The organism is Paraburkholderia sediminicola (genome assembly GCF_046027355.1).
In the GTDB taxonomy this organism is placed as follows: domain Bacteria; phylum Pseudomonadota; class Gammaproteobacteria; order Burkholderiales; family Burkholderiaceae; genus Paraburkholderia; species Paraburkholderia sediminicola_B.
On record NZ_JAQQEK010000010.1, the window covers coordinates 219,280 to 241,381 of the forward strand.

Genomic DNA, 22,102 nt, shown 5'->3' on the forward strand with positions numbered 1-22,102 from the left:
GGCTCAGGCGGCGAGGCGCGCTTCGGCTTCGACGGCGTCCGCGAGCGCGCCGAGCGTCGCGAACTTGAAGGTCGGCGTGGTCACGGCTTCCGGAACGGGCGTGGCGCCGAAGCCCTTCACATTCTGACGGCGTTCGATCCAGCAGGTCGCGTAGCCGAGCTTCGTGGCGATGCCGATGTCGTGATACTGGCTTTGCGCGGTATGCAGGATTTCGCTGAACTTGTAGCCGAACGCCGCTTGACGGCCGCGGTTGTACGCGAAGAATTGCGGGTCGGGCTTGGCGACGCCGGTTTCGTCGCAGCAGACGGTGTCGTCGAACGGGTCGCCGAGCGTGTGCGCGTAGGCCGAGAGTGCCACGCGGTCCGCGTTGGTCATCGCGACCAGGCGGAAGTGTTTGCGCAGACGCTTGAGCGCGGCGACCGAATCCGCGAACGCCGGCCATTCGAGCACATCGCGCTGGAAGGCGGCGGCCGATTGCGCGTCGTCAGGCAGACCGAGTTCTTTCGCGAGCGAGAGATAGACGTTCGCCATTTCGTGGCTCGAACGGCCCGGATAGGTGGCGCGGCCGCGCATATACGGCTCGAAGATCTGGTCGTCGGTCAGGTCCTTCGCTGCCGGGCCGCCAATGCGCCGTACGGAAGCGAGCACGCCGCGCTCGAAGTCGATGAGTGTGCCGACGACGTCGAACGTCAGGACCTTGAAATCGGTGAGCTTCATGAAATCATCCTTTTGCAGTGTGCGGTGAATCGGAGAGAGAGTGCCCCACGCGTGGGCGGAGAAAATCAGGCGGGCACGACGATCGTGTCCTGCGGGTCGAGCGTCACGCTCATCTGTGCGCCAGGCTCGGGAATGCGGCGGCGCGCGTCGTGGCCGCCGGGTTGTCTGAGACTGATGGCGGTGCCGTCGGCGAGCGCGGCGAACACGCGCAGGCTCTCGCCCTGATACAGCACCTCGGTGACGCGGCACGACAGACGGTTCACGCCGTCATTGCGTTCGCCGCCGCCGTCGATCACGAGTTTTTCGGTCTGCACCGCGAGCAGCAGTTTGTTGCCGTGCGGCAGCGGATGCGCGGTGCGCAGTACGGTATCGCCAAGACGCACGGCGTCGTCGCCGGCGCGCGTCACGTCGAGCAGCGTCGCCTCGCCGATGAAGCTCGCCACGAACGCATCGCACGGCCGGTCGTAGAGCCGTTCAGGCGTGTCGATCTGCACCAGCCGGCCGTTCTTCAGCACGGCCACGCGGTCGCTCATGGTGAGCGCCTCGCGCTGGTCGTGCGTCACATAGACGATCGTCGCGCCGAGCTTGCGATGCAGCCGCCGCAGTTCGATCTGCATGGTTTCGCGCAACTGCTTGTCGAGCGCGGAGAGCGGCTCGTCCATCAGGATCAGTTGCGGCTCGAACACCATCGCGCGGGCGAGCGCCACGCGCTGCCGCTGGCCGCCGGAAAGCTGGCTGATGCCGCGGCTTTCGTAGCCGGAGAGTTCGACCATCGCGAGCGCGTCGGCGACTTTCTTCGCCCACGTCCCTTTCGGCTGACGGCGCGCGCGCAACGGAAAAGCGACGTTCTCGCCGACGCTCATATGCGGAAACAGCGCGTAGTTCTGAAACACGATGCCGATGTCGCGTTTGTGCGGCGGCGCAAATGTAATGTCGCGTTCGCCGACCCAGACCGCGCCCGAACTCGGCTGCACGAAGCCGCCGAGAATGCCGAGCAAGGTGGTCTTGCCCGAACCCGAGGGGCCGAGCAGCGAGACGAATTCGCCGGGGGCGATGTCGAGTGAAACGTCGTCGAGGGCCACCACCTGGCCATAACGTTTCGCTGCCGATCGGATCGAAACACCTGTTTTCGCTCGTGCGTCCATTGCGTTCTGTCTCGCTGAAGAAGCCTGCGTTAGGGAAAATATAGGCCGCGTCCTTTTTGGCGGCAATTCCCAAATTGTTGGAGAAGGCATAACATCAGGTCATGCCTAACCTTCGCAAAAAACTGCCGAGCGCCAATGCGCTGTTCGTGTTCGAAGCTGCCGCGCGCTGCGGCAACTTCACGCGCGCGGCGCAGGAGTTATATGTGAGCCAGCCCGCGGTGAGCCGCATGCTGGCGCGCATGGAAGACCATCTCGGCGTGCGCCTGTTCGAGCGCGTGCGCGGCGGTATCGAGCTGACCGAGAACGGCAAGATTCTTTACCGGAAGATTTCCGAGGGCTTCAATGGCATTGAAGGCGCGATCCGCGAGATCGAGGCGCGCGCCACGGGCGTGGAGTCGGTCACGCTGTCGGTGTCCACGGCCTTCACCACGCACTGGCTGATGCCGCGCATGAACCGGCTGAATCAGGCGTTCCCGAACGTCGACTTACGGTTTCAACTGATCTCGGGGCGCATTGGCGGGCCGCTCGTCGATGTGGATCTCGGCATGCGCTTTCGGCGCGAGGACGAGATCGGCGAGAACAGCGTGCTGGTCATGCCGGAGACGCTGCTGCCGGTGTGCAACCGGCGCTATGACGAGATCGCGGCCACGGAGGCGGGGCGCGCGCATGGCGACACGGTGATCGTCATGGACGACGGCGAGCGCGGCTGGCATGACCGCTTTGAAGCGTTCGCCGCACACGGGCGGCACGCCGCGAGCATGCTGAGCTTCAACGACTACGCGATCGTCGTGCAGGCCGCGTTGCTCGGCCAGGGCGTCGCGCTCGGCTGGCTGAACGTGGTGTCGCACTGGCTGCTGGAGGGCGCGCTTCAGCCGGCCGAACAGGAACTGATCGTCACGAACCGGCGCTGCTGTCTGGTGTGGCCGGAGAGCCGCGCGCTGCGGCCGGCCGCGGCCGACGTGCGCGACTGGATCATCGAGGAAACGCGCGCCGACGTGCGCGCGGTCGATCGCGCGTATCCGAAGCTCGGGCTGCGCCGCTCGCTGGCCGACGCGGGATTGGCGATCGGGTAGGGCTCTCGGGCATTCATCGACCTTTCTGGCGCAGTGCAATACTGCCGCCGTCGCTTCAAGGCTAGTTCTCGACGTCATTATTCGGTCACGAACCTCACGCAGTATTACCGACGGCCTTCAATCGGCCGACGGGCCGCAGGCCGGCCCGCCCTCACGTCTTTCGCACATCCACGCGGACAAAGCGCCCATGTACAACGCCGCGCGCCCGATCCGTCGACAAACAAGCATTCCAATCAAGGAGACACCGTGTCTCGTTCAAGAATCTTTGCTCTGACGGCGATCGCTTCGTCGCTTTTCGTCGCAACGGGCGCGCACGCTGGCGTCGATCTTATTGCGGTTGGCCAACTGAGCGGCCTGACGGGCGATCTATCGAAGGAAACCGCGGCGCCGCTGGAGAACGGTGTGGCGGGCAATCTGCTCGGCGGCCTCGGTTCGGGCATCGCTTACGCGGGATGCCACACGTTCGTCGCCGTGCCGGACCGCGGCCCGAATGCCGTGTCGTACAACGCGGCGATCGACGACACCGCCTCGTACATCAACCGTTTTCAGACCTTGCGCCTGCGCCTGAATCCCGGCGCGGCCGGCGCCTCGCTTCCGTACACGATGACGCCGACCCTGCTCGCCACGACGCTGCTCCACGCGAACGACAGGCTGGTCTACGGCACAGGCGCTGCCGCGGGCGTGCCCAACGGCGCGCCGGCGCTCAACCGCCGCAATCACACCAACTACTTCACCGGCCGCTCGGACAACTTCGATCCGGCGCGCCTGTCGACTAACGACCGCGACGCGCGCTTCGATCCCGAAAGCGTGCGCGTGAGCAACGACGGCGACAGCGTCTTCATCTCGGACGAGTACGGCCCTTACGTTTATCGTTTCGATCGCCGCACCGGCCGCCGCATCGACACGTACAAGCTGCCGGACGCATTTGCGGTTGCCACGCTGAGCCCGATCGGCAACGACGAAATAGCGGAGAACACCTCGGGCCGGGTCGCCAACAAGGGCATGGAAGGCCTCGCGATCTCGCCGGACGGCAAGACGCTGTTCGGCGCGATGCAAAGCCCGCTGATCCAGGATGGCGGGACGAACGGCGCGTACACCCGTATCGTCAGGATCGACGTGCGCACCGGCAGGACGACCCAGTTCGCGTATCCGCTGACGAACATCGGCACGGCGGCCAAGCCCAAATATCCGACCATCAGCGACGTGGTCGCCGTCAACGATCACGAATTGCTGATGGACGAGCGGGACGGCCAGGGGCTCGGCGATAACTCGACGGCCGTGTTCAAGAAGGTGTTCCATATCGACCTGAACGGGGCTCAGGACGTGAGCAACGCGAGCGGCGAGGCCGGCCTCGCGCCGTACGCGGTGCAGAAGACGCTGTTTCTGGATGTGGTCGCCACGCTCACCGCGCACGGCTACAACGCGAACGATATTCCGGCGAAGCTGGAGGGTCTGGCTTTCGGTCCCGATGTCGTGGTCGGCGGTGTGAAGAAGCACACGCTGTTCGTCGCCAACGACAACGACTTCCTGGGCACGATCACCGACACCAAGCATCCGGCCGGCATCGCGAACCCGAATCAGTTTTTCGCCTTCGCGTGGGACCCGAGCGACTTGCCGGATTACGTTGCGCAGAAATTGCCTAGCGTGGATGACGATCATCATGGCGATCACCGCCGTGACCACGGCGAGTCGGACCGTATGTGCGGTCCCGATCGCGACGACGATCATTGAGCCGCTGACGCGCGCCTCGTATCTCCCGACGCGCATTGAAGCAACAGAAGGGCGGCGCTGGCCTATGCCGGCGCCGCTACATTAAGCTAAGCGTCAGCGCCTTGCGCCACGATCAGATCGAGCGAGCCGGCGAGAATCGATCGGGCGAGTTCCGGATCGTCGACGGCACGCGCAAGCGTCACCGCGCCGACGATGGTCGCGACGATCCCGAGCGCCAGGTTTTCGCTACCACCCGCCAACGTCTGCGCGATTCGCGATGCCAGCTTGTGCACGTATTGCGTCAGACGATCGCGAACTTCCGGTGCCGCGTGCCGCGCCTCACCGGCAAGCGCGCACAACGCGCAGCCGTTGCCCGGATTCTTGATGTGTTTCTCGCTGAGAAACATGTCGGCGATCGCCCGCAACGGTTCTTTCTTCGCCGACCCGTTCGCGTTCGCCGCCGCGATTGAAGCGGCGATACGTTTCTCGCTTTGCGCGACGGCATATTCCAGCGCCTCGACGATCAACGCGTCACGCGACTCAAAGTGGCCGTAGAACGCGCCATGCGTGAGACCGGCGCGCCGCATGCAGTCCGCCACGCCGAGCGCCTCGATCCCGTCTTCGCGAATCTGCCGCGCCGCAGTTTCCAGCACGCGCTGACGGCTTTCTGCTTTTTGCGCCTGCGAGTAGCCCATTTCCGTCACCCCTCTTGACAATCTGCATGATGAGCATAATACTGAAAATGTGCATGATGATCAACATGCAGATTGTTGGATGAGGGCGTCTTTGGCGGATGTCCGTACGCGGCGGCGCTTTTTGGCCGCTTAACCGTTACATGCGTCGCGCGGCCGTGATTTCCGGCGCGTTGGCGGCGCAATCCAGGAGAGAGATGATGCGATTCACGGGAAAAACAGCGTTGGTTACCGGTGGAAATAGCGGCATTGGTTTCGTCACGGCGAAGCTGCTGATTGCCGAAGGCGCGCAAGTGGTGATCACCGGCCGCGACAGTGCGAAGCTGGATCAGGCCGTGTCCGAGCTCGGCGAAAACGCGCTGGGCGTGCGTGCCAATCTGGATAACGAAGCGGATATCGACTCGTTGTTCGAACAGATCAAGAGCAAATTCGGGTCGCTCGATATCGTGTTCGCCAACGCCGGCATCTCCGGTCCGACGCCGCTCGGCGGCACGACGGCCGCGGCGTTCGAGGCGATTCTTCGCACGAATCTGACGGCGGTCTTTCTGACCGTGCAAGCCGCATTGCCGTTGATGAGCGAGGGTGGCGCGGTCGTGTTGAACGGTTCGGTGATGCGTGAACTCGGCTCGCCTGGTTCGTCGGCGTATTCGGCCACCAAGGCGGGCATCACGGGCATGGCGAAGGTCTTCGCGTCGGAGCTGGTGCAGCGTGGCATTCGCGTGAATACGGTGATCCCCGGCGGCACGCGCACGCCGATCTGGACGCGTGGCGCGCGCGAAGGCGCGACGCTCGACGGCACCGAACAGGCCCTCGCGCCGCGTGTTCCGATGGCGCGCCTCGCCGCTCCGGAAGAAGTCGCGGCTGCGGTGCTGTTCCTGGCTTCCAGCGATGCGTCGGGAATGACGGGCGCGGAGATCGTCGTGGACGGCGGCACGATCGGAGCACCGTGGGGCGCGCCGATTTTCCGCCAGGGTTAAGGCCAGGTTAGACGTAGGTAGCCGCGCCGAAGGATGAGTCGGCGCGGCTATTGACCTCAATACGCCCCACTCACCAGATTGTTCGGCGCACCATCGACGAAGTTCTCGATGTTATCCATCAACTGATTCGCCAAACTCTGCTGCGCCTCGTCCGATGCCCACGCCACGTGCGGCGTCAGAATCACATTCGGCCGGCCGGCGGCGCGCAACAGCGGATTGTCGTCGGCGGGCGGCTCGCCCGCGGTCACGTCGAAACCCGCGCCGCTGATCAGACCTTCGTCGAGCGCCTGCACGAGCGCGGCTTCATCGACGAGCCCGCCCCGCGCTGTATTGATGATCAACGGCCGGCGCTTCATCGCGCGAAACTCGGGCATGGCGAGCATGTTGCGCGTGTGCGGCGTGAGCGGACTGTGCACGGTGATGATGTCGCTGGTCGCGAGCACTTCATCCCACGGCGTATACAGCGGACCGAGTCCTTCGCGTCCCTTGTGCGCGGCGAACATCGGCTGCATGCCGAAGGCTTTGCCGAGTTCCGCCACGCGCTGCCCAAGCACCCCTTCGCCGATGATGCCGAGCCGCGCGCCGGCCAGATCGTGAATCGCATGCGTGAAGAAACAGAACTGCCCGGACTTTTGCCACTCGCCGGCGAGCACGTCGTCGCGATAGGCGACCAGATTGCGCCGCAGCGCGAGGATTAGCGCGAACGTATGCTCGGGCACGGTGTTGATCGCGTAGCCGCGAATATTGCTCACCGCAATGCCGAGCCGCTGAGCCGCCGCCTTGTCGACGCAATCCGTGCCGGTCGCGGCCACCGCGACGAGCTTCAGCTGCGGCAACTGCTCCAGCACTTCGCCCGTCAGCGCCACCTTGTTGGTAATCGCAATCGACGCGCCGGCCAGACGCTCGATCAATTGATCCGGCGTGGTGCGGTCGTGCTCGATCAACTGATGCTCGAAGCGCGGCTCACGCAACACGATCTGCGGTGCGAGGGTCGTGCGGTCCAGAAAAACGATCTTGTGCATGGTCATGTCCCCGATGATTTACAGGTGCCGCTTCGCTTCAGCGACGATATGCTGCGCGGTGATGCCGAAGTGCTCGTACAGAGTCTCCGCCGAAGCCGACGCGCCGTAACCGGTCATGCCGACAAACCCGCCTCGTTCGCCGAGATAGCGATCCCAGCCGAACCGCAACGCCGCTTCCACGCCGACTCGCACGGTGCCCGAACCGAGCACGGCTGCACGATAGGCGTCGTCCTGTTCGTCGAAAATCTCCCAGCACGGCATGGACACCACGGCCGTCGCGATGCCTTCGTCCTGCAACTGGCGGCGCGCCTGCAAGGCCAACGCGACTTCGGAACCGGTTGCCAACAGCGTCACAGCGCGCGCTCCGCCCTCGGCTTCGGCCAGCACGTAAGCGCCGCGCTGCGAGAGCGGCTCGGCGCTATATTCACGGCGCACCAACGGCAGCGCCTGGCGCGCGAACACCAGCGTGCTCGGCCCGCGCCGATGTTCGAGCGCGAGCGCCCAGCACTCGGCGGCTTCGACGGCATCGGCGGGACGCAGCACGCGCATATTCGGCATCGCGCGCAGCGAGGCGAGAATCTCGACGGGTTGATGCGTCGGGCCATTTTTGCCGACGCCGATCGAATCGTGACTGAACACGTAGTGCACCGGCAGGCCCATCAGCGCCGCCATGCGCATGGCCGGACGCTGATAGTCGGAGAACGCCAGATAGGTGACGCTCGTCGCGATCACGCCGCCATGCGCGGCCATGCCGTTGGCCATCGAGCCCATCACGTGTTCGCGCACGCCGCAGTGGACGTAGGCGCCGCTGCGGTCGGCGGCGGTGAAGGCGTGCAACTGGCGCTTGTGGCTCGTGGGCGCTTCGAGATCGGCGCAACCGACCATGCGTTCCGGCAACAGCGGCGCGAGCAGATCGCTGATCTCGCCCGATACGGTGATGCCGGGCTGCGGCTCGTCGCGCTCCACGGCGCGCTTGCGGTAGTCGTCCAGCACGTCGTGCCAGCCATGCGGCAGGTGGCCTGACTGGACCCGTTCGAACTCGTCCCGCTGCGCGGCGGGCAACGCGGCGAGACGTTCGTGCCATGCGTAATACTGCGGGTCGCTACGCCGCCCTGCCGCGCGCCATGCTGCGAGAATCTCCGCGGGTATCTCGAACGGCGCGTGCGGCCAGCCGAGTGCGTCGCGCGCCGCGTCGGCGTCAGTCTGGAACAGTTTGCCGCTATGGCCGCCGCGCTGTCCTTGCAGACGCGCGATGCCGCGGCCGATCACGGTCTTGCACGCGATCATCGAAGGCCGCGGGTCCGCGCGAGCGATGGTCAGCGCCGCCGATACCGCTTCGAGATCGTGCCCGTCGACTTCGACGACATGCCAGCCGCCGACGCGAAAGCGCGCGCAGACGTCCTCGCTGATCGAGAGAGAAGTGCTGCCGTCGTCGGTAATCTGGTTGTCATCCCAGCAGAGGATCAGCTTGCCCAGTTGCAGATGCCCGGCCAGCGAAATCATCTCCTGGCCGATGCCTTCCTGCAGACAACCGTCGCCGACGAATGCATACGTGTAGTGGTCGACGAGGTCGCCGCCGAATTTCGCCGCGAGATACGCTTCGGCGATAGCCATGCCGAATGCGTTGGCGATGCCCTGGCCGAGCGGGCCGGTGGTGGCCTCGATACCGTGCGCCGGTTCGTACTCGGGATGGCCCGCGCAATGCGAGCCGAGTTCGCGGAAGGTCTTGATCTGCTCGAGTCCGATGGCGTGATAGCCGGTGAGATACAGCAGCGCATACAGCAGCAGCGAACCGTGGCCGTTCGACAGCACGAAGCGGTCGCGGTCGGGCCAGGTCGGATCGGCGGGATTGAATTTCAGGTGACGGGTGAATAGCGCGGTGGCAATTTCCGCCATGCCGAGCGGCACGCCCTGGTGGCCTTCGCCGGCACGCAGAATCGCATCGATGGAAAGAAAGCGGATCGCGTCGGCCAGGGGCAAGCGCGCAGCTTGCGCGGCTGATACCGACGCAACCTGCGGCGACGCAGCGATCGAGACAGACGAAGCGTTCAGCGCAGCAGACGGGGCTTCGGTGGTGGACATGGCAAAAGGCTCCTCTACGCCGCTGCATCACGCGCAGCGGCGGCAACAGACAAATCGAACGGACGGGCCCGAAGCGGGCGGAAGAACATCGCGCGAGACGGCGCGGCGCCTGCCTCGCGCTTGAAGCGATCAAGGACTCAATGCAGGAAGCCCGTCGAAATCCACGGCACGGCGGCCACGATGATCAGCCCGGCCATCAACGCGGCGATGTAGCCGAGAATCGGCTTCATGCCTTCGTCCGGATGGATGCGGCTCACCGCGCAAGCGGAGTAGTAGCCCACGCCGAACGGCGGCGCGAACAGGCCCACGCCCATCGAGAGGATCACGACCATCGCGTAATGCACGTCGTGGATATGCATGGCTCGCGCGATCGGAAACATCAGCGGGCCGAACAGCACGATGGCCGGAATGCCTTCGAGCACGCTGCCGAGAATCACGAACATGCAGATCGACGCCGCCATGAACATCGCCGCGCCGCCAGGCAAACCGCCCAGAGTCTGCGCGAGTTGCCCCGAGAAGCCGGATTGCGTCAACGCCCACGCCATTGCGGTAGCCGCGCCGATGATCAGCAGGATCGCGCCGGAGAGCGTCGCCGTATCGATCAGCATCGGCTTGAGCCGCGTCCACTCGAAACGGCGGTAGATCAGCAAGCCGGCCAGCACCGCATACGCAATGCCGATGGTGGACACTTCGGTCGCCGTCGCGATGCCTTCGACCACCGCCGCGCGAATCACGAACGGCAGCGCGATCGCCGGAAACGCGATCACCAGCTTGCGCAGAATCTCGCCGCGGGTCGCGCGCTTGACGCCCGACATATCTTCGCGCCGATAGCGCCATTGCACGACGATGCACAGCGTGATCGCCAGCACGATGCCCGGCAGCATGCCGCCCGTGAAGAGCGCCGAGATCGACACGCCGGTCACCGAGCCGAGCGTGATCAGCACGAGGCTAGGCGGAATCGTCTCGGTCTGCGCGCCGGTCGCGGCGAGCAACGCGACCAGATCGCCGGGTTTCGCGCCGCGCGCTTTCATCTCCGGAAACAGGACCGGCGCGACCGCCGCCATGTCGGCGGCCTTCGATCCCGAGATGCCGGATACCAAATACATGGCGCCGACCAGCACGTACGAGAGACCGCCGCGCACGTGACCGAGCAGGCTCGCGAGAAACGCGATCATCGCCGCGGCCATGCCGGTCATCTCGATCAACTGGCCGAGGAACACGAACAGCGGCACGGAGAGCAGGATCAGATGCGACATGCCTTCGTCCATCCGGCCGACCACCACCGGCATTGGCGTGTTCGTGGTCAACGCGAGATAGCCGAAGGTCGCGAGTCCAAACGAGAACGCGATGGGCACGCCGCTCAGCACGCCGAGCGCCACGAGGCCGACGAAGAAGATCAGCAGGTTCAGATTGCCGAGGTCGTGCAACAGCGGCCCGAGCGCGATGAAGATGCCGACCAGCGCGCCGACCGACGCGAGCGCGCCCAGCACGAGGCGCCAGTTGCCCATGCGCGCGAGCCGCACCACGGCGACCAGCAGCATCAGCGCCGAGCCGACCGGCAACGCGGCGGCGCGCCACGAGTTCGACAGTTCGAGCGCGGGCGTGGTGATGAACGACTCGTCCTGCGCGAAGCTGATTGCCGGGCCGATCACCATCGCGAGAAACGCGATCGGCGCCGCGATCGCCACCACGTCGAGAAACGCGCGCACACCCGGCGGCGCCATGCCGACCAGCGCCGTCATCCGCATATGCTCGCCGCGCCGCAAGGCGATCACGGCGCCGAGCATGGCGAGCCAGAGGAACAGCATGGAGGCGAGCTCGTCGGACCAGACGAGGGGCGCGTGCAGGATATAGCGGCTCGTCACGCCGGCCAGCAGCACGACGATTTCCGCGAGCACCAGCAAGGCGGCGGGAATCTCCACCAGATGCCCGAGCGCGGAATCGAGCGCGCAGGCGAAGCGGTGCTGCCGCTCGTGCGAATAAGAGATCGAGATCATCGCATCACCCCAGTTTTCCGACGGACTTCTCCAGCAGACCCCAGGCTTCATCGCCGTATTTGCTCTTCCAGTCGTGGTAGAAGCTCGTCTTGGCCAGCGCGCCGCGGAACGACTCGCGGTCCACGTCGATGAAGGTGATGCCCTTGGTTTTCAGATCGTCGCGCAGGGAACTGCTCAGCTTCGCGATGTCCGCGCGCTGCAGCATCGCGGCCTTCTCGAATTCGCGCGTGACGATGGTGCGGATATCCGCCGGCAGCCGTTCCCACGCGGCGCGGTTGCCGAGAATCCAGTAACCGTCCCACACATGCGAGGTGAGGCTGATGTACTTCTGCACTTCGTAGAGCTTGGCCGTGGCGATGATCGGCAGCGGATTCTCCTGGCCTTCCACCACACCGGTTTGCAAGGCCGAATACAGTTCGTTGAAGTTGATCGGCGCGGGGCCCGCGTCGAGCGCCTTGAACAGCGAGGTCAGCATCGGCGCCTGCGGCACGCGGATCTTGAAGCCTTTCAGATCGGCCGGCACACGCAGTGCGCGCGTGGACGAACTGATTTGCCGGAAGCCGTTGTCCCACACCTTGCTGACCGACACGATGCCGGACTTGCCGATCTGCGCGCGGATGTAATTGCCGAGGTCGCCGTCCATGGCTTTCCACACCGCGTCGTAGTCCTTGAACGCGAAGCCGGTGTTGACGATGCCGGCAGCCGGCGTGAGCGTCGCGAGAATCGACGAGGCCTGGTTGAAGAACTCCACGCCGCCGTTGCGTACTTGCGAGAGCAGATCGGTGTCGGAGCCGAGCTGGTTCTGCGGAAACAGCTTGATGTCGAGGCGGCCGTTGGTCGCCTCGCGAATGTGATTGATCGCCTCCTGGGCGCGGATATTGACCGGATGAGTCGGGTCCTGGCCGGTGGCGAGCTTGTACGAGAACTCGGGCGCCGCCATGGCGCGCCGCGAGACGCTCCATAACGGCACGGCTGCGGACAAGGTCGCACCGGCTTTCAGAAAGGTGCGGCGGCTGATGCCCTGCGGGGCGTTCGAACGGGTAGTCATGGTGTCTTCCTCCAAACCTGGATCGCGCGTCGTTATGTTTTTCGAACTTCGAGCGCGGCGGCTGCACGTGTCGCGCGCCGCGCCTGTTTGTTATCTACTACTGGGTCTCCATCGTCGCCGCCGGCCTCCCGCCGTGCAGCCCGTCCTGCTGGAGCAAATCAGCCGTGAATCAGCATGCCGCCGTTTACGTCGATCACCGCGCCGGTGATATACGACGACAGGTCCGACGCAAGGAACAGGAACGCACCGGCCACATCGTCGGGCACGCCGAGGCGATTCAACGGAATGCCCGAAAGAATCTCGACGCGTTTGTCGTCGCTGATCTTGCCGGCGTTGATGTCAGTCTGGATCAGGCCCGGTGTCACGCAGTTCACGCGGATGCCGTCGTTGCCGAGTTCGCGCGCCATCGCTTTCGCGAGACCGAGCACGCCGGCCTTGGCCGCCGAATAGTGCGGACCGCCGAGAATGCCGCCACCGCGCTGCGCGGACACCGACGACATGCAGCCGATCGACCCGCTCTTCTGTTTCTTCATTTGCGGCACGACCGCTTGCGACAGATACAGCACGCCGCGCAAGTTGACGTCGAGAATGCGGTCCCAGCTTTCCGGGTCGATGTCGAGGAATTTGGCGGCCTGGGTGATGCCGGCGTTATTGATCAGGATATCGATCGAACCGAAATCGGCGACGGTGCGTTCGACAGCGGCCTGACAGGCAGCGCGGTCGGTGACATTGCACACATAGCCGCGATGCTCCGGCCCGATCGAAGCGGCGGCTTCTATGGCGGCCTTTTCGTCGAGATCGAAAATGGCGATGCGCGCGCCATGAGCGGCGAATTTGCGTGCGGTCGCCATGCCGATGCCGCGCGGCGATGCGCCGCCGGAAATGACGGCGACCTTGCCGTCGAGAAGACGTGACTCTGACATGATGCGGATCTCCTGAATGTGATGCTTATGGTTTGCTACGTCGTTGGCTATGGGTGACTACGCTTGCTTGCGCTGACCAAGGTCTAGCGCAGCCAGCCTTTGATGGTGTCGCACATCGCCTCGGTCGAAATGCCGTAGCGGTCGTGCAGCGTCGGCAGCGCGCCGGCATCGAGAAAGGCGTCGGGCAGGCCGATCTGACGGAAGGGCGGCGTAACGCCGTTGGTCAGCAGCACGGTGGCCACCGCCTCGCCGAGCCCGCCGATCACCGTATGGTTCTCCGCGACGATCACGAGGCGCCCAGGCCGGCGCGCTTCGCGCAGCAGCGTGACGGCGTCGAGCGGCTTGATGGTCGGCACGTGCAGCACGCCCACGTCGATGCGGTCGGCGGCGAGCGCCTTGGCCGTTTCGAGCGCGCGCATCGTCATGATCCCGGACGAGATGATCAGCACTTCGGCGCCGTCGCGCAGCAGCTTGGCTTTGCCGAGTTCGAACTGATAGTCGTATTCGTCGAGCACGACTGGCACGTTGCCGCGCAGCAGCCGTGCGTAAACCGGGCCGCGATGGTCGGCAATCGCCGGCACCATCTGTTCGATTTCGAGCGCATCGCACGGGTCGATCACCGTGAGGTTCGGCATCGCGCGGAACAGGGCGAGGTCTTCGGCTGCCTGGTGGCTCGGGCCGTAGCCGGTCGTGAGGCCGGGCAATGCGCACACCAGCTTGACGTCGAGGTTGTCCTCGGCGATCGCCTGATGGATGAAGTCGTAAGCGCGACGCGCGGCGAACACCGCATAGGTGGTGACGAACGGCTGCGCGCCTTCGTGCGCCATGCCGGCGGCCGCGCCCATCAGCAGCTGCTCGGCCATGCCCATCTGATAGAAGCGCTCGGGGTATTCCTTCGCGAACAGATGCAGGTCGGTGTATTTGCCGAGGTCGGCGGTCATGCCGACCACTTCGGGCCGGTTGCGCGCCAGTTCCACCAGCGCGTGGCCGAACGGAGCGGAGCGGGTGATCTGCCCTTCACCGGCGATCGAGGCGATCATCGCCGAGGTTTTCAAACGCGGTTTCGGTACGGCGGCGCTCATACGGTTCTCCCGGCTTCGAGCGCCTGCAGCGCGAGTTGCCACTCGTGCGCATCGACGCGGATAAAGTGGTTCTTCTCGCGTGCTTCGAGGAACGGCACGCCGCAGCCCATGCGCGTATCGCAGACGATGATCCGCGGCTGCGCTTCAGGATGTGCGCGCGCCGCATCGAACGCGGCGACCACCGCTGGGAGATCGTTGCCGTCCACGCGTTGCACGAACCAGCCGAATGCCTGCAGCTTCTCGACCAGCGGCTCGAACGCCATGACCGCGGAAGACGGCCCGTCGGCCTGCTGGTTGTTGACGTCGACCATCGCGATCAGGTTGTCGAGCTTCCAGTGCGCGGCGGACATCAGGCCTTCCCACACCGCGCCTTCGTCGAGTTCGCCGTCCGAGAACAGCGTGTAGACGGTAACGTCCGAACCTTTGCGCTTTAGCCCGAGGCAGCGGCCGACCGCAATCGTCAGCCCCTGGCCGAGCGAGCCGCCGGACATCTCCATGCCGGGCGTGTAGCTCGCCATGCCGGACATCGGCAGGCGGCTGTCGTCGCTGCCGTAGGTCTCCAGTTCTTCATCGGCGATGATGCGGGCTTCGATCAGCGCCGCGTACAGGGCGATCGCGTAATGGCCGTTGGAGAGCAGGAAACGGTCGCGGCCTTCCCAATCGGGATCATCGGCGCGATAACGCATGGCGCGGAAGTAAGCGACCGCCAGCACGTCGGCGATGTCGAGCGCCTGGCCGATATAGCCTTGCCCTTGCACCTCGCCCATGCGCAGCGCGTTGCGGCGGATCTGGTAGGCGTGCTCCGCGAGTTCGGGATACGGTGCGGTTTCTCTCAGGTTCACTGTTTCGTCTCCTCTTTTGCGTGGGCCGCATCGATGCCGCAGCCAGTGATGACAAGCGTAATCGCACGCCAGCAAGCGCTCAAACGAATTAAGATGGGCCGATAGATGAATTGAATTCACGTGGATGCTGCCATGCACAATCGGGTCACTCTCAAGTCGATACAAGCCTTCGAAGCGGCCGCACGGCTTTCGTCGTTCGCGCTTGCAGCAGAAGAACTGTTCGTGACGCCCTCGGCGATCAGCCATCAAATCAAGCTGCTCGAAGAGCAATTGAGCATTCGTCTGTTCCATCGGCTGCATCGCACGGTGCTGCTGACGGACTCGGGACGGCAATACGCAGAGGAAATCACTTCGGCGTTCGCGCGCATCGACGCCGCCACGCGCGAGATCGGCCGCGTGGCGAAGAGCGACATCCTCACGATTCACTGCACGCCGAGTTTCGCGACCCAATGGCTGATGCCGCGCATCGCGCGCTTCAGCGCGGCGCATACCGATATCGACGTGCGTTTGAATGCGTCATCAGAAGCGGCGGACCTGATTTCGGGAGCCGTCGATATCGACATTCGCTATGGTCCGCGCAAGCTGCAGCCGGCCGGCACCCTGGTGCTGGAACTGCCGCCGGAGACGATCGTGCCGCTGTGCGCGCCGGCGCTGATGAGCGGCGACTATCCGCTGCGCAGCGTCGCGGACCTGCAGCACCATCCGCTGATTCACAGCGAGGGTTGTCTGGTCGGCTGGCGGGACTGGATGCGTTTGCATCGCAAGGCTCGGATCGATATCGGACGCGGGCCGCGCTTCGATCGCTCGTTCATGGCGTTGAGCGCCGCGGTCGACGGTTTGGGGGTGTGTCTGGAGAGCCTGCTGCTCGCGCAACGCGAACTGGAAACCGGGCGGCTCGTCGCGCCGTTCGGCGTGGACGGACTCAGCGTGAATGGCTATACGTTGAATCTGTTGAAGTCGCGCGCTGATTTGCCGAAGCTGCGCAGCTTTCAGGACTGGTTGTTTGCTGAGTTGGAAAGGTGAGATGCGCGGGGCGGGCTTCGAATGGCGAGTCTCGCCTAGTCGTTCGCCGACGCAATTCCAGATGGGCTAGCCAGGTTTTCTCTCCAGTCTTGTGAGGTTGAAGGACGTCCCGTCCTGACCATGCATGACGCGACCTCGCAGCGTTCAATCGTACGGTGCGACGCACTGTAAAGAACTTCAGATTCCTTAATTGTTCTGAATGCGGATCCTCGCCGGTCGACGTATTCAGCGACGCCGCGCGCTGCGTCGCAAGCTTTCATTCGGTCTTTTTTAATAACAATTAAGGACTTCCACAAGGACTCCGCGAAGCGCGGTCGATAAACTCGGTTTCAGTTTTACTCGCTGCCCGAGCGAGCACGGCACGTCACTCAGACTGCTTTGTCCATTCAATACGGAGCCCGTAATGCCGAAAGAACTCTTGACCCCCGATTCATGTGCGATCGCCCTGATCGACTACCAGCCGCAGATGTTCTTTGGAACGACGTCGCATGAGCGCACCACGATCCTGCACAACGTTCAGGCGCTCGCGAAGGCCTCGAAGCTCTTCAAGGTCCCGACGATCCTGACCACGGTGGCCGCCAAGTCGTTCAGCGGCGACATGGTGCCGGAAGTGCAATCGGTATTTCCCGAGTACACGCCGATCGACCGCACGTCGATGAACTCGTGGGAGGACGTGAATTTCCGCAAGGCCATCGAGGCGACGGGCCGCAAGAAAATCGTGATCGCCGGCCTGTGGACGGAAGTGTGCGTGTCGTTCCCGACCATCCAGATGATCAACGAAGGCTACGAAATCTACGTGCCGACCGATGCCTGCGGCGACGTCACCACGGAAGCGCACGAACGCGCGGTGCAACGCATCATCCAGGCCGGCGCGGTGCCGATGACCTCGCTCCAGTACATGTTCGAACTGCAACGCGACTGGGGACGCAGCGAAACGTACGAAGGCTGCATGGACATCCTGAAGGCGCACAGCGCATACGGCATCGGCGTGCGTTACGCCAAGTCGATTCTCGGCGAGCACGCGAGCGAAGCGGGCTGAAAGGCTGATGAGCTGATGGGCTGATTCGGCGCCACCGACATGGCATGACGGCGGCCAATCACGTATCGACGGATTCCGTGCCGTTCGGTGACAGTCAGGCGGCATCCCCGATACGTTCGCGCCGGCCTCCGTTCGAATACCCGATGGAAGGCGCGCCGACTGTGCGCCTCCAGGTTTCCCTGTTTCCCGATTTCCGGGCTTGCCCGGACGTAGCTCCGTGCGCGCCAACCGGAGCGCTCTCCCATGAGGATCGCCATGACTTCCACACCTTCCGCGCCGACGCCGGCCGAGGTCGTCTTCTTCAACGGCAAGATCGCCACGCAGGACGACAAGCGCTCCTTCGCCGATGCGCTCGCCGTGGCGAACGGCCGCATCGTCGCCGCGGGGTCGCGTGATGCCGTGATGCGGCACGCCAACGACGCCACGCGGCACGTCGATCTGAAAGGCCGCACCGTCATTCCGGGCCTGAACGACTCGCACCTGCACATCATTCGCGGTGGCCTGAATTTCAACATGGAGTTACGCTGGGACGGCGTGCCGTCGCTGGCGGACGCGCTCGAGATGTTGCGCAAGCAGGTGGCCCGCACGCCGGCGCCGCAATGGGTGCGCGTGGTGGGCGGCTGGAACGAATTCCAGTTCGCCGAGCGCCGCGGACCGACGCTCGAAGAAATCAACGCGATTGCGCCGGATACGCCGGTGTTCATCCTGCATCTGTACGACAGCGCGCTTCTGAATGCAGCGGCATTGCGCGCGGTCGGCTATACGAAAGACACGCCCAATCCTCCCGGCGGCGAGATCCAGCGCGACAAGCGCGGTAATCCGACGGGCATGCTGATCGCGCGGCCGAACGCCGGGCTGTTGTATGCGACGCTGGCGAAGGGCCCGAAGCTCGCGCCCGAAGTTCAGCGCAATTCCACGCGCCACTTCATGCGCGAGTTGAACCGCCTCGGCGTGACGAGCGCGATCGACGCAGGCGGCGGCTATCAGGCCTATCCCGACGACTACGCCGTGATCATGGACATGGCGAAGCACAGCGAACTGACCGTGCGGATCGCCTACAACCTGTTCACGCAGAACGCCAGGAAGGAAATCGAAGACTTCGCCAAGTGGGTGAAGATGACCAAGCCCGGCGAGGGCGACGATTTCCTGCGCGTGAACGGCGCCGGCGAAATGCTGGTGTTTTCCGCTGCCGACTTCGAAGACTTCCTGGAACCGCGCCCGGATTTACCGGACACGCTCGAAGACGAACTTGAAGCCGTCGTCAAACTGCTGGTGGCGAACCGCTGGCCGTTCCGTCTGCATGCGACCTACGACGAATCGATCGAACGCTTCCTGAACGTGTTCGAACGCGTGAACGCCGAGATTCCGTTCAACGGGCTGCGCTGGTTCTTCGATCACTGCGAGACCATCACGCAGAAAAATATCGACCGCGTGCGCGCGCTCGGCGGCGGCATTGCGATCCAGCATCGCATGGCGTACCAAGGCGAGTACTTCATCCATCAATACGGCGAAGAGGCGGTGAAGCGCACGCCGCCGATCCGCCACATGCTCGACGCCGGCCTGCCGGTCGGCGCGGGCACGGATGCAACGCGCGTCGCGAGTTTCAACCCGTTCGTCTCGCTGTACTGGATGGTATCGGGCAAGACGGTGGGCGGCACGTCGATGTATTCGAGCGAGAACAAGCTCGACCGGATGGAGGCGTTGCGCCGCTACACGGTGGGCAGCGCATGGTTCTCGAATGAGGAAGACCGCAAGGGCGCGCTGGTGCCCGGCCAGTTCGCGGACTTCGCGGTGCTCAGCGAAGACTACTTCACGGTCGACGAAAGCCGCATCAAGTTCCTGACCTCGGCCATGACGGTGGTGGGCGGCAAGGTCGTCTATGCGGACGACGAGTTCGCGCCACTCGCGCCGCCCGACTTGCCGGTCAGCCCGTCGTGGTCGCCGGTCACGGAATTCGGCGGCTACAGCCGTTACAAGCCGAGCGCGGTGGCGTGCGTGGACGGTTGCGTCAATCTGTGCGGCGTGCATGCCCACGCGCACGGCTGGGCATGGCGCAAGAACGTGCCGGTCAGCGATTCGAACGGTTTCTGGGGCGCGCTGGGATGTAGCTGTTTCGCGTTCTGACATCCACCGATTCGTGCCACCCGACAAGCGAGAACCCTCATGCCGACCCTCAACGATGGCGTGTTGTATGGGCTAGGCATCCTGGTTCTCGATTTCCTCGTCTGGCGCTTCATGGGCCGTAAAACGGACAAGGCGCGCCTCGCACTGCGCGCGCTGATGTTCGGCCTGTCGACTTACGTGCTGTTCAGTTATGGCATGAATCCACTGCGCGCGGCGCCGTGGCCGGACGAGCCGCTGCGCCATCTGCTCGCGCAATTGCTGGAGGTGGTGTGGTGGCTGCAAGGTGCGCGGCTCGTCACGATCGTGCTGGATCGCACCGTGCTGCCGGAGACCTGGCACAAGGAGCGCCTGTTTCAGGACGTGCTCGGTGCGCTGGTGTTCCTGGCGGCGGCGGTCGGCGCGATTGCCTTCGTGTTGGAACTGCCGGTGCGCGGCCTGCTCGCGACTTCGGGCGCGCTCGCGATCGTGCTCGGTCTCGCGATTCAGAGCACGCTCAACGACGTGTTTTCGGGCGTGGTGCTCAACGCGACGGAGCCTTTTGCGATCGGCGACTGGATCACCATCGGCGAGGTCGAAGGCAAGGTGGTGGAGACCAACTGGCGCGCGACCAGCCTGCTCAACGGCCAGGGCAATCTCGTCGTGATTCCCAACAGCGTGGCGGCGCGCACCAATATCGTCAACGCCAACCAGCCTTCGCATACGCACGGCATCAGCGTGCTGCTGCCGGTCAAGCCGTCGATCCGGCCCGCTACCGTGTTGCAGGCGCTCGCCAACGCCGCTGCGAGTTCGGAGAATGTGCTGGCGGATCCGAAGCCGATCGTCAGCGTGCGGCGGGCGACCAATGACGCGATCGAGTACGAGATCGTCTGCTACGTCGATGCGCTCGGCAAGAAGACCGAGGTGCGCAACGAACTGTTCGATCTGGCGCACCGGCATCTGTTATCGCGCGGCGTGGTGCTGCGCCCGTTGTCCGTGCCCGAACCCGTGGTCGACGCCGCGGATGAAAAGCAGCGCCTGCTGCGCAACGTGCTCATCTTCCAGACGCTCGACGACGGCGGGATCGCGGAGCTGGCCACGCAACTGACATGTCATGAGTTCGACATCGACGAGACCATCTACAGCGCCGCCGACGAAAGCGGCCACGCGTTGCACATTCTGGCGCGCGGCGTGGCGAAAGTGACCGTGCCGAAGGACAGCGGCGAGGTCGAATTGCGCCGGCTCGCGCCGGGGGACTCCATCGGTCAGTCGGGCATTCTCGCCGGCGTCAGAACCGGCGTGATCGTTCATGCGATGACGCACGCCACGGTGTTCCGGCTCGACAAGGCCGCGTTGACGCCGATTCTCACGCGGCGTCCCGAAGTGGCGCGCGAAATGTGCCGGCTGCTGTCCGAACACCATGAAACGGAGAAGCTGATGCTGGCGTCTCAGGGCGACGCCGACCAAAGCTCCGGCGGTCTGCTGCAATGGATTCGCGACGGCGTTCGGCGCATCCATGAACTCACGTTGTGAGCGCAGCGAGAAGCGCCGCATCGATTCAGTCTTTTTAAGGATTCGCCAAAGTCTTTGTGAGGTTAATTCGTTACGCTGCACTGAACGGCCGGTCGGCGATGCGCGTCCGCAGCGGAGTGTCGGATAGGGAGGAGATGACGTGAAGAAGAACATTGCGGGAGTCGACATTCCCGACAGTCCGATGGCGCGGGCGGCAACCGATCAGATCCGGGCCACGGAGTCCGGCTTGATGTTTCATCACGCGCTCAGGGCGTTTCTGTTCGGCGCGCTGACCGGCTGGCGCGACAAGCTGAAGTTCGACCCGGAGTTGCTGTACGTGAGCGCGTTGTTTCACAACGTCGGTTTGAATGTGCAACACCGGCGTTCCCCCTATCGCTACGAGGTGGACAGCGCGAATGCGGCGCGCGACTTCATGCTGCAGTACGGCGTCGACGCCGGCGCGATCGACGAGGTCTGGGCCGCGATCGCGTTGCACACCACGCCGGGCATTCCTGAACATTTGTCGCCGCTCGTCGCGTTGGTGAGCGCGGGCGTGCAGATGGATATTCGCGGTGCCCGCTATGACGAATTCACCGCGCAACAGCGCGACGAGATCGTACAGGCCTGTCCGCGTGAAGCCGGCTTCAAGAAGAAGATCATCGAAGCCTACGCGCGCGGCATGGAGCATCGTCCGGAGACGACGTTCGGCACCGTGAATGCCGACGTGCTGGACCGGTGGGACCCGAACTATCGCCGGCTGAATTTCTGCGGGCTGGTGCTGGGTTCGGACTGGGCGAATTGACGCGGCTCGCCGCAAAGAGTGCATCGAAAGGAAATCAGAATGGGCTACATCATTTCATTGGGCGTTGGCTTCGGCATTGGACTTCTCTACTGGCTACTCAAGGTGCAGTCGCCGGCGCCGCCGCTGATCGCGCTCGCCGGCCTGCTCGGGATGGTGCTGGGCGAGCACGCGATACCGGTCGTCAAGGCGCAGTTTTTCGCGCAGACGGCCACGGTTCAGGTCGCCGACCCGCGGCAGAGCACCTCGGCGCAAAAGCCGGCCACGCCCGGCGCGACGAAAGAGGGCGGCTGATCCTGCAAGCCGTCCATTCAGATAT

General features: G+C 64.4%; 19 protein-coding genes. 9 read left to right on the top strand and 10 right to left on the bottom strand.

Annotated features, from left to right (window positions below; genetic code table 11):
• Positions 1-3: 3 nt before the first annotated feature.
• Together PQR42_RS19375 and PQR42_RS19380 are read right to left on the bottom strand one after the other, a co-directional pair.
• Positions 4-717, bottom strand: a complete 714-nt coding sequence (locus PQR42_RS19375) for an HAD-IA family hydrolase (RefSeq protein WP_408220812.1) — start codon at positions 715-717, stop codon at positions 4-6.
• Positions 718-782: 65 nt separating this feature from the next.
• Positions 783-1,862 carry an ABC transporter ATP-binding protein gene (locus PQR42_RS19380; protein ID WP_408220810.1) on the bottom strand — a complete coding sequence of 360 codons (1,080 nt, stop codon included), beginning with the start codon at positions 1,860-1,862 and terminating at the stop codon, positions 783-785.
• 101 nt (positions 1,863-1,963) lie between these two features.
• On the opposite strand from PQR42_RS19380, the gene PQR42_RS19385 reads away from it, so the two are divergent.
• The gene (locus PQR42_RS19385; RefSeq protein WP_408220808.1) at positions 1,964-2,935 is read left to right on the top strand and encodes a LysR substrate-binding domain-containing protein; all 972 of its coding nucleotides are present in this window, start codon (positions 1,964-1,966) and stop codon (positions 2,933-2,935) included.
• A 246-nt stretch (positions 2,936-3,181) separates the two neighbouring features.
• Positions 3,182-4,666 (top strand): esterase-like activity of phytase family protein, encoded by a 1,485-nt coding sequence (locus tag PQR42_RS19390; RefSeq protein WP_408387054.1) that lies wholly within the window; start codon positions 3,182-3,184, stop codon positions 4,664-4,666.
• Positions 4,667-4,752: 86 nt separating this feature from the next.
• Here PQR42_RS19390 and PQR42_RS19395 read toward each other — a convergent pair whose 3' ends face one another.
• Positions 4,753-5,340 carry a TetR/AcrR family transcriptional regulator gene (locus tag PQR42_RS19395; RefSeq protein WP_408387053.1) on the bottom strand — a complete coding sequence of 196 codons (588 nt, stop codon included), beginning with the start codon at positions 5,338-5,340 and terminating at the stop codon, positions 4,753-4,755.
• A 197-nt stretch (positions 5,341-5,537) separates the two neighbouring features.
• Here PQR42_RS19395 and PQR42_RS19400 point away from each other — a divergent pair, with 197 nt between their 5' ends.
• The gene (locus PQR42_RS19400) at positions 5,538-6,314 is read left to right on the top strand and encodes an SDR family NAD(P)-dependent oxidoreductase (protein ID WP_408218975.1); all 777 of its coding nucleotides are present in this window, start codon (positions 5,538-5,540) and stop codon (positions 6,312-6,314) included.
• A 56-nt stretch (positions 6,315-6,370) separates the two neighbouring features.
• Here PQR42_RS19400 and PQR42_RS19405 read toward each other — a convergent pair whose 3' ends face one another.
• The 7 genes from PQR42_RS19405 to PQR42_RS19435 form a co-directional block, all read right to left on the bottom strand.
• Positions 6,371-7,336 (bottom strand): D-2-hydroxyacid dehydrogenase, encoded by a 966-nt coding sequence (locus PQR42_RS19405; RefSeq protein WP_408387052.1) that lies wholly within the window; start codon positions 7,334-7,336, stop codon positions 6,371-6,373.
• Between the two features lie 18 nt (positions 7,337-7,354).
• Positions 7,355-9,418 carry a transketolase gene (gene tkt, locus PQR42_RS19410; protein ID WP_408387051.1) on the bottom strand — a complete coding sequence of 688 codons (2,064 nt, stop codon included), beginning with the start codon at positions 9,416-9,418 and terminating at the stop codon, positions 7,355-7,357.
• Positions 9,419-9,555: 137 nt separating this feature from the next.
• A complete protein-coding gene (locus PQR42_RS19415; RefSeq protein ID WP_408387050.1) occupies positions 9,556-11,415 on the bottom strand; it encodes a TRAP transporter large permease in 1,860 nt (619 codons plus the stop codon).
• A 4-nt stretch (positions 11,416-11,419) separates the two neighbouring features.
• Positions 11,420-12,463, bottom strand: coding sequence for a TRAP transporter substrate-binding protein (locus PQR42_RS19420; protein WP_408218818.1), 1,044 nt, complete (start codon positions 12,461-12,463; stop codon positions 11,420-11,422).
• Between the two features lie 158 nt (positions 12,464-12,621).
• Positions 12,622-13,386, bottom strand: a complete 765-nt coding sequence (locus PQR42_RS19425) for an SDR family NAD(P)-dependent oxidoreductase (protein ID WP_408218821.1) — start codon at positions 13,384-13,386, stop codon at positions 12,622-12,624.
• Positions 13,387-13,469: 83 nt separating this feature from the next.
• Positions 13,470-14,468, bottom strand: coding sequence for a transketolase family protein (locus PQR42_RS19430; RefSeq protein WP_408218823.1), 999 nt, complete (start codon positions 14,466-14,468; stop codon positions 13,470-13,472).
• Positions 14,465-15,310: a transketolase gene (locus PQR42_RS19435; RefSeq protein ID WP_408387049.1), complete on the bottom strand. Its 846-nt coding sequence runs from the start codon at positions 15,308-15,310 to the stop codon at positions 14,465-14,467. Before PQR42_RS19435 ends, PQR42_RS19430 begins: the two co-directional genes overlap by 4 nt.
• Before the next feature lie 132 nt (positions 15,311-15,442).
• On the opposite strand from PQR42_RS19435, the gene gcvA reads away from it, so the two are divergent.
• From gcvA to PQR42_RS19465, 6 genes are all read left to right on the top strand, one after another.
• Positions 15,443-16,333 (top strand): transcriptional regulator GcvA, encoded by an 891-nt coding sequence (gene gcvA / locus PQR42_RS19440; RefSeq protein ID WP_408218828.1) that lies wholly within the window; start codon positions 15,443-15,445, stop codon positions 16,331-16,333.
• A 403-nt stretch (positions 16,334-16,736) separates the two neighbouring features.
• On the top strand, positions 16,737-17,372 hold the full coding sequence (locus PQR42_RS19445) for a hydrolase (protein WP_408218831.1): 636 nt from the start codon (positions 16,737-16,739) through the stop codon (positions 17,370-17,372).
• Positions 17,373-17,627: 255 nt separating this feature from the next.
• Complete coding sequence (locus PQR42_RS19450; protein ID WP_408387048.1) at positions 17,628-19,496, top strand: amidohydrolase; 1,869 nt, start codon at positions 17,628-17,630, stop codon at positions 19,494-19,496.
• Between the two features lie 39 nt (positions 19,497-19,535).
• Positions 19,536-21,005: a mechanosensitive ion channel domain-containing protein gene (locus tag PQR42_RS19455; protein WP_408493697.1), complete on the top strand. Its 1,470-nt coding sequence runs from the start codon at positions 19,536-19,538 to the stop codon at positions 21,003-21,005.
• Between the two features lie 139 nt (positions 21,006-21,144).
• Positions 21,145-21,786, top strand: a complete 642-nt coding sequence (locus PQR42_RS19460) for an HD domain-containing protein (protein ID WP_408387046.1) — start codon at positions 21,145-21,147, stop codon at positions 21,784-21,786.
• 39 nt (positions 21,787-21,825) lie between these two features.
• Positions 21,826-22,077 carry a DUF1427 family protein gene (locus PQR42_RS19465; RefSeq protein ID WP_408387045.1) on the top strand — a complete coding sequence of 84 codons (252 nt, stop codon included), beginning with the start codon at positions 21,826-21,828 and terminating at the stop codon, positions 22,075-22,077.
• Positions 22,078-22,102: the final 25 nt, after the last annotated feature.

Excerpts from the sequence above, each read along its gene's own strand:
- PQR42_RS19400 (WP_408218975.1), top strand. The coding sequence starts at position 5,538 with ATGCGATTCACGGGAAAAACAGCGTTGGTTACCGGTGGAAATAGCGGC.
- PQR42_RS19465 (WP_408387045.1), top strand. The coding sequence starts at position 21,826 with ATGGGCTACATCATTTCATTGGGCGTTGGCTTCGGCATTGGACTTCTC.
- PQR42_RS19375 (WP_408220812.1), bottom strand. The coding sequence starts at position 717 with ATGAAGCTCACCGATTTCAAGGTCCTGACGTTCGACGTCGTCGGCACA.
- PQR42_RS19380 (WP_408220810.1), bottom strand. The coding sequence starts at position 1,862 with ATGGACGCACGAGCGAAAACAGGTGTTTCGATCCGATCGGCAGCGAAA.
- PQR42_RS19425 (WP_408218821.1), bottom strand. The coding sequence starts at position 13,386 with ATGTCAGAGTCACGTCTTCTCGACGGCAAGGTCGCCGTCATTTCCGGC.
- gcvA (WP_408218828.1), top strand. The coding sequence starts at position 15,443 with ATGCACAATCGGGTCACTCTCAAGTCGATACAAGCCTTCGAAGCGGCC.
- PQR42_RS19450 (WP_408387048.1), top strand. The coding sequence starts at position 17,628 with ATGACTTCCACACCTTCCGCGCCGACGCCGGCCGAGGTCGTCTTCTTC.
- PQR42_RS19445 (WP_408218831.1), top strand. The coding sequence starts at position 16,737 with ATGCCGAAAGAACTCTTGACCCCCGATTCATGTGCGATCGCCCTGATC.
- PQR42_RS19405 (WP_408387052.1), bottom strand. The coding sequence starts at position 7,336 with ATGCACAAGATCGTTTTTCTGGACCGCACGACCCTCGCACCGCAGATC.
- PQR42_RS19420 (WP_408218818.1), bottom strand. The coding sequence starts at position 12,463 with ATGACTACCCGTTCGAACGCCCCGCAGGGCATCAGCCGCCGCACCTTT.
- PQR42_RS19415 (WP_408387050.1), bottom strand. The coding sequence starts at position 11,415 with ATGATCTCGATCTCTTATTCGCACGAGCGGCAGCACCGCTTCGCCTGC.
- PQR42_RS19430 (WP_408218823.1), bottom strand. The coding sequence starts at position 14,468 with ATGAGCGCCGCCGTACCGAAACCGCGTTTGAAAACCTCGGCGATGATC.
- PQR42_RS19455 (WP_408493697.1), top strand. The coding sequence starts at position 19,536 with ATGCCGACCCTCAACGATGGCGTGTTGTATGGGCTAGGCATCCTGGTT.
- PQR42_RS19395 (WP_408387053.1), bottom strand. The coding sequence starts at position 5,340 with ATGGGCTACTCGCAGGCGCAAAAAGCAGAAAGCCGTCAGCGCGTGCTG.
- tkt (WP_408387051.1), bottom strand. The coding sequence starts at position 9,418 with ATGTCCACCACCGAAGCCCCGTCTGCTGCGCTGAACGCTTCGTCTGTC.
- PQR42_RS19385 (WP_408220808.1), top strand. The coding sequence starts at position 1,964 with ATGCCTAACCTTCGCAAAAAACTGCCGAGCGCCAATGCGCTGTTCGTG.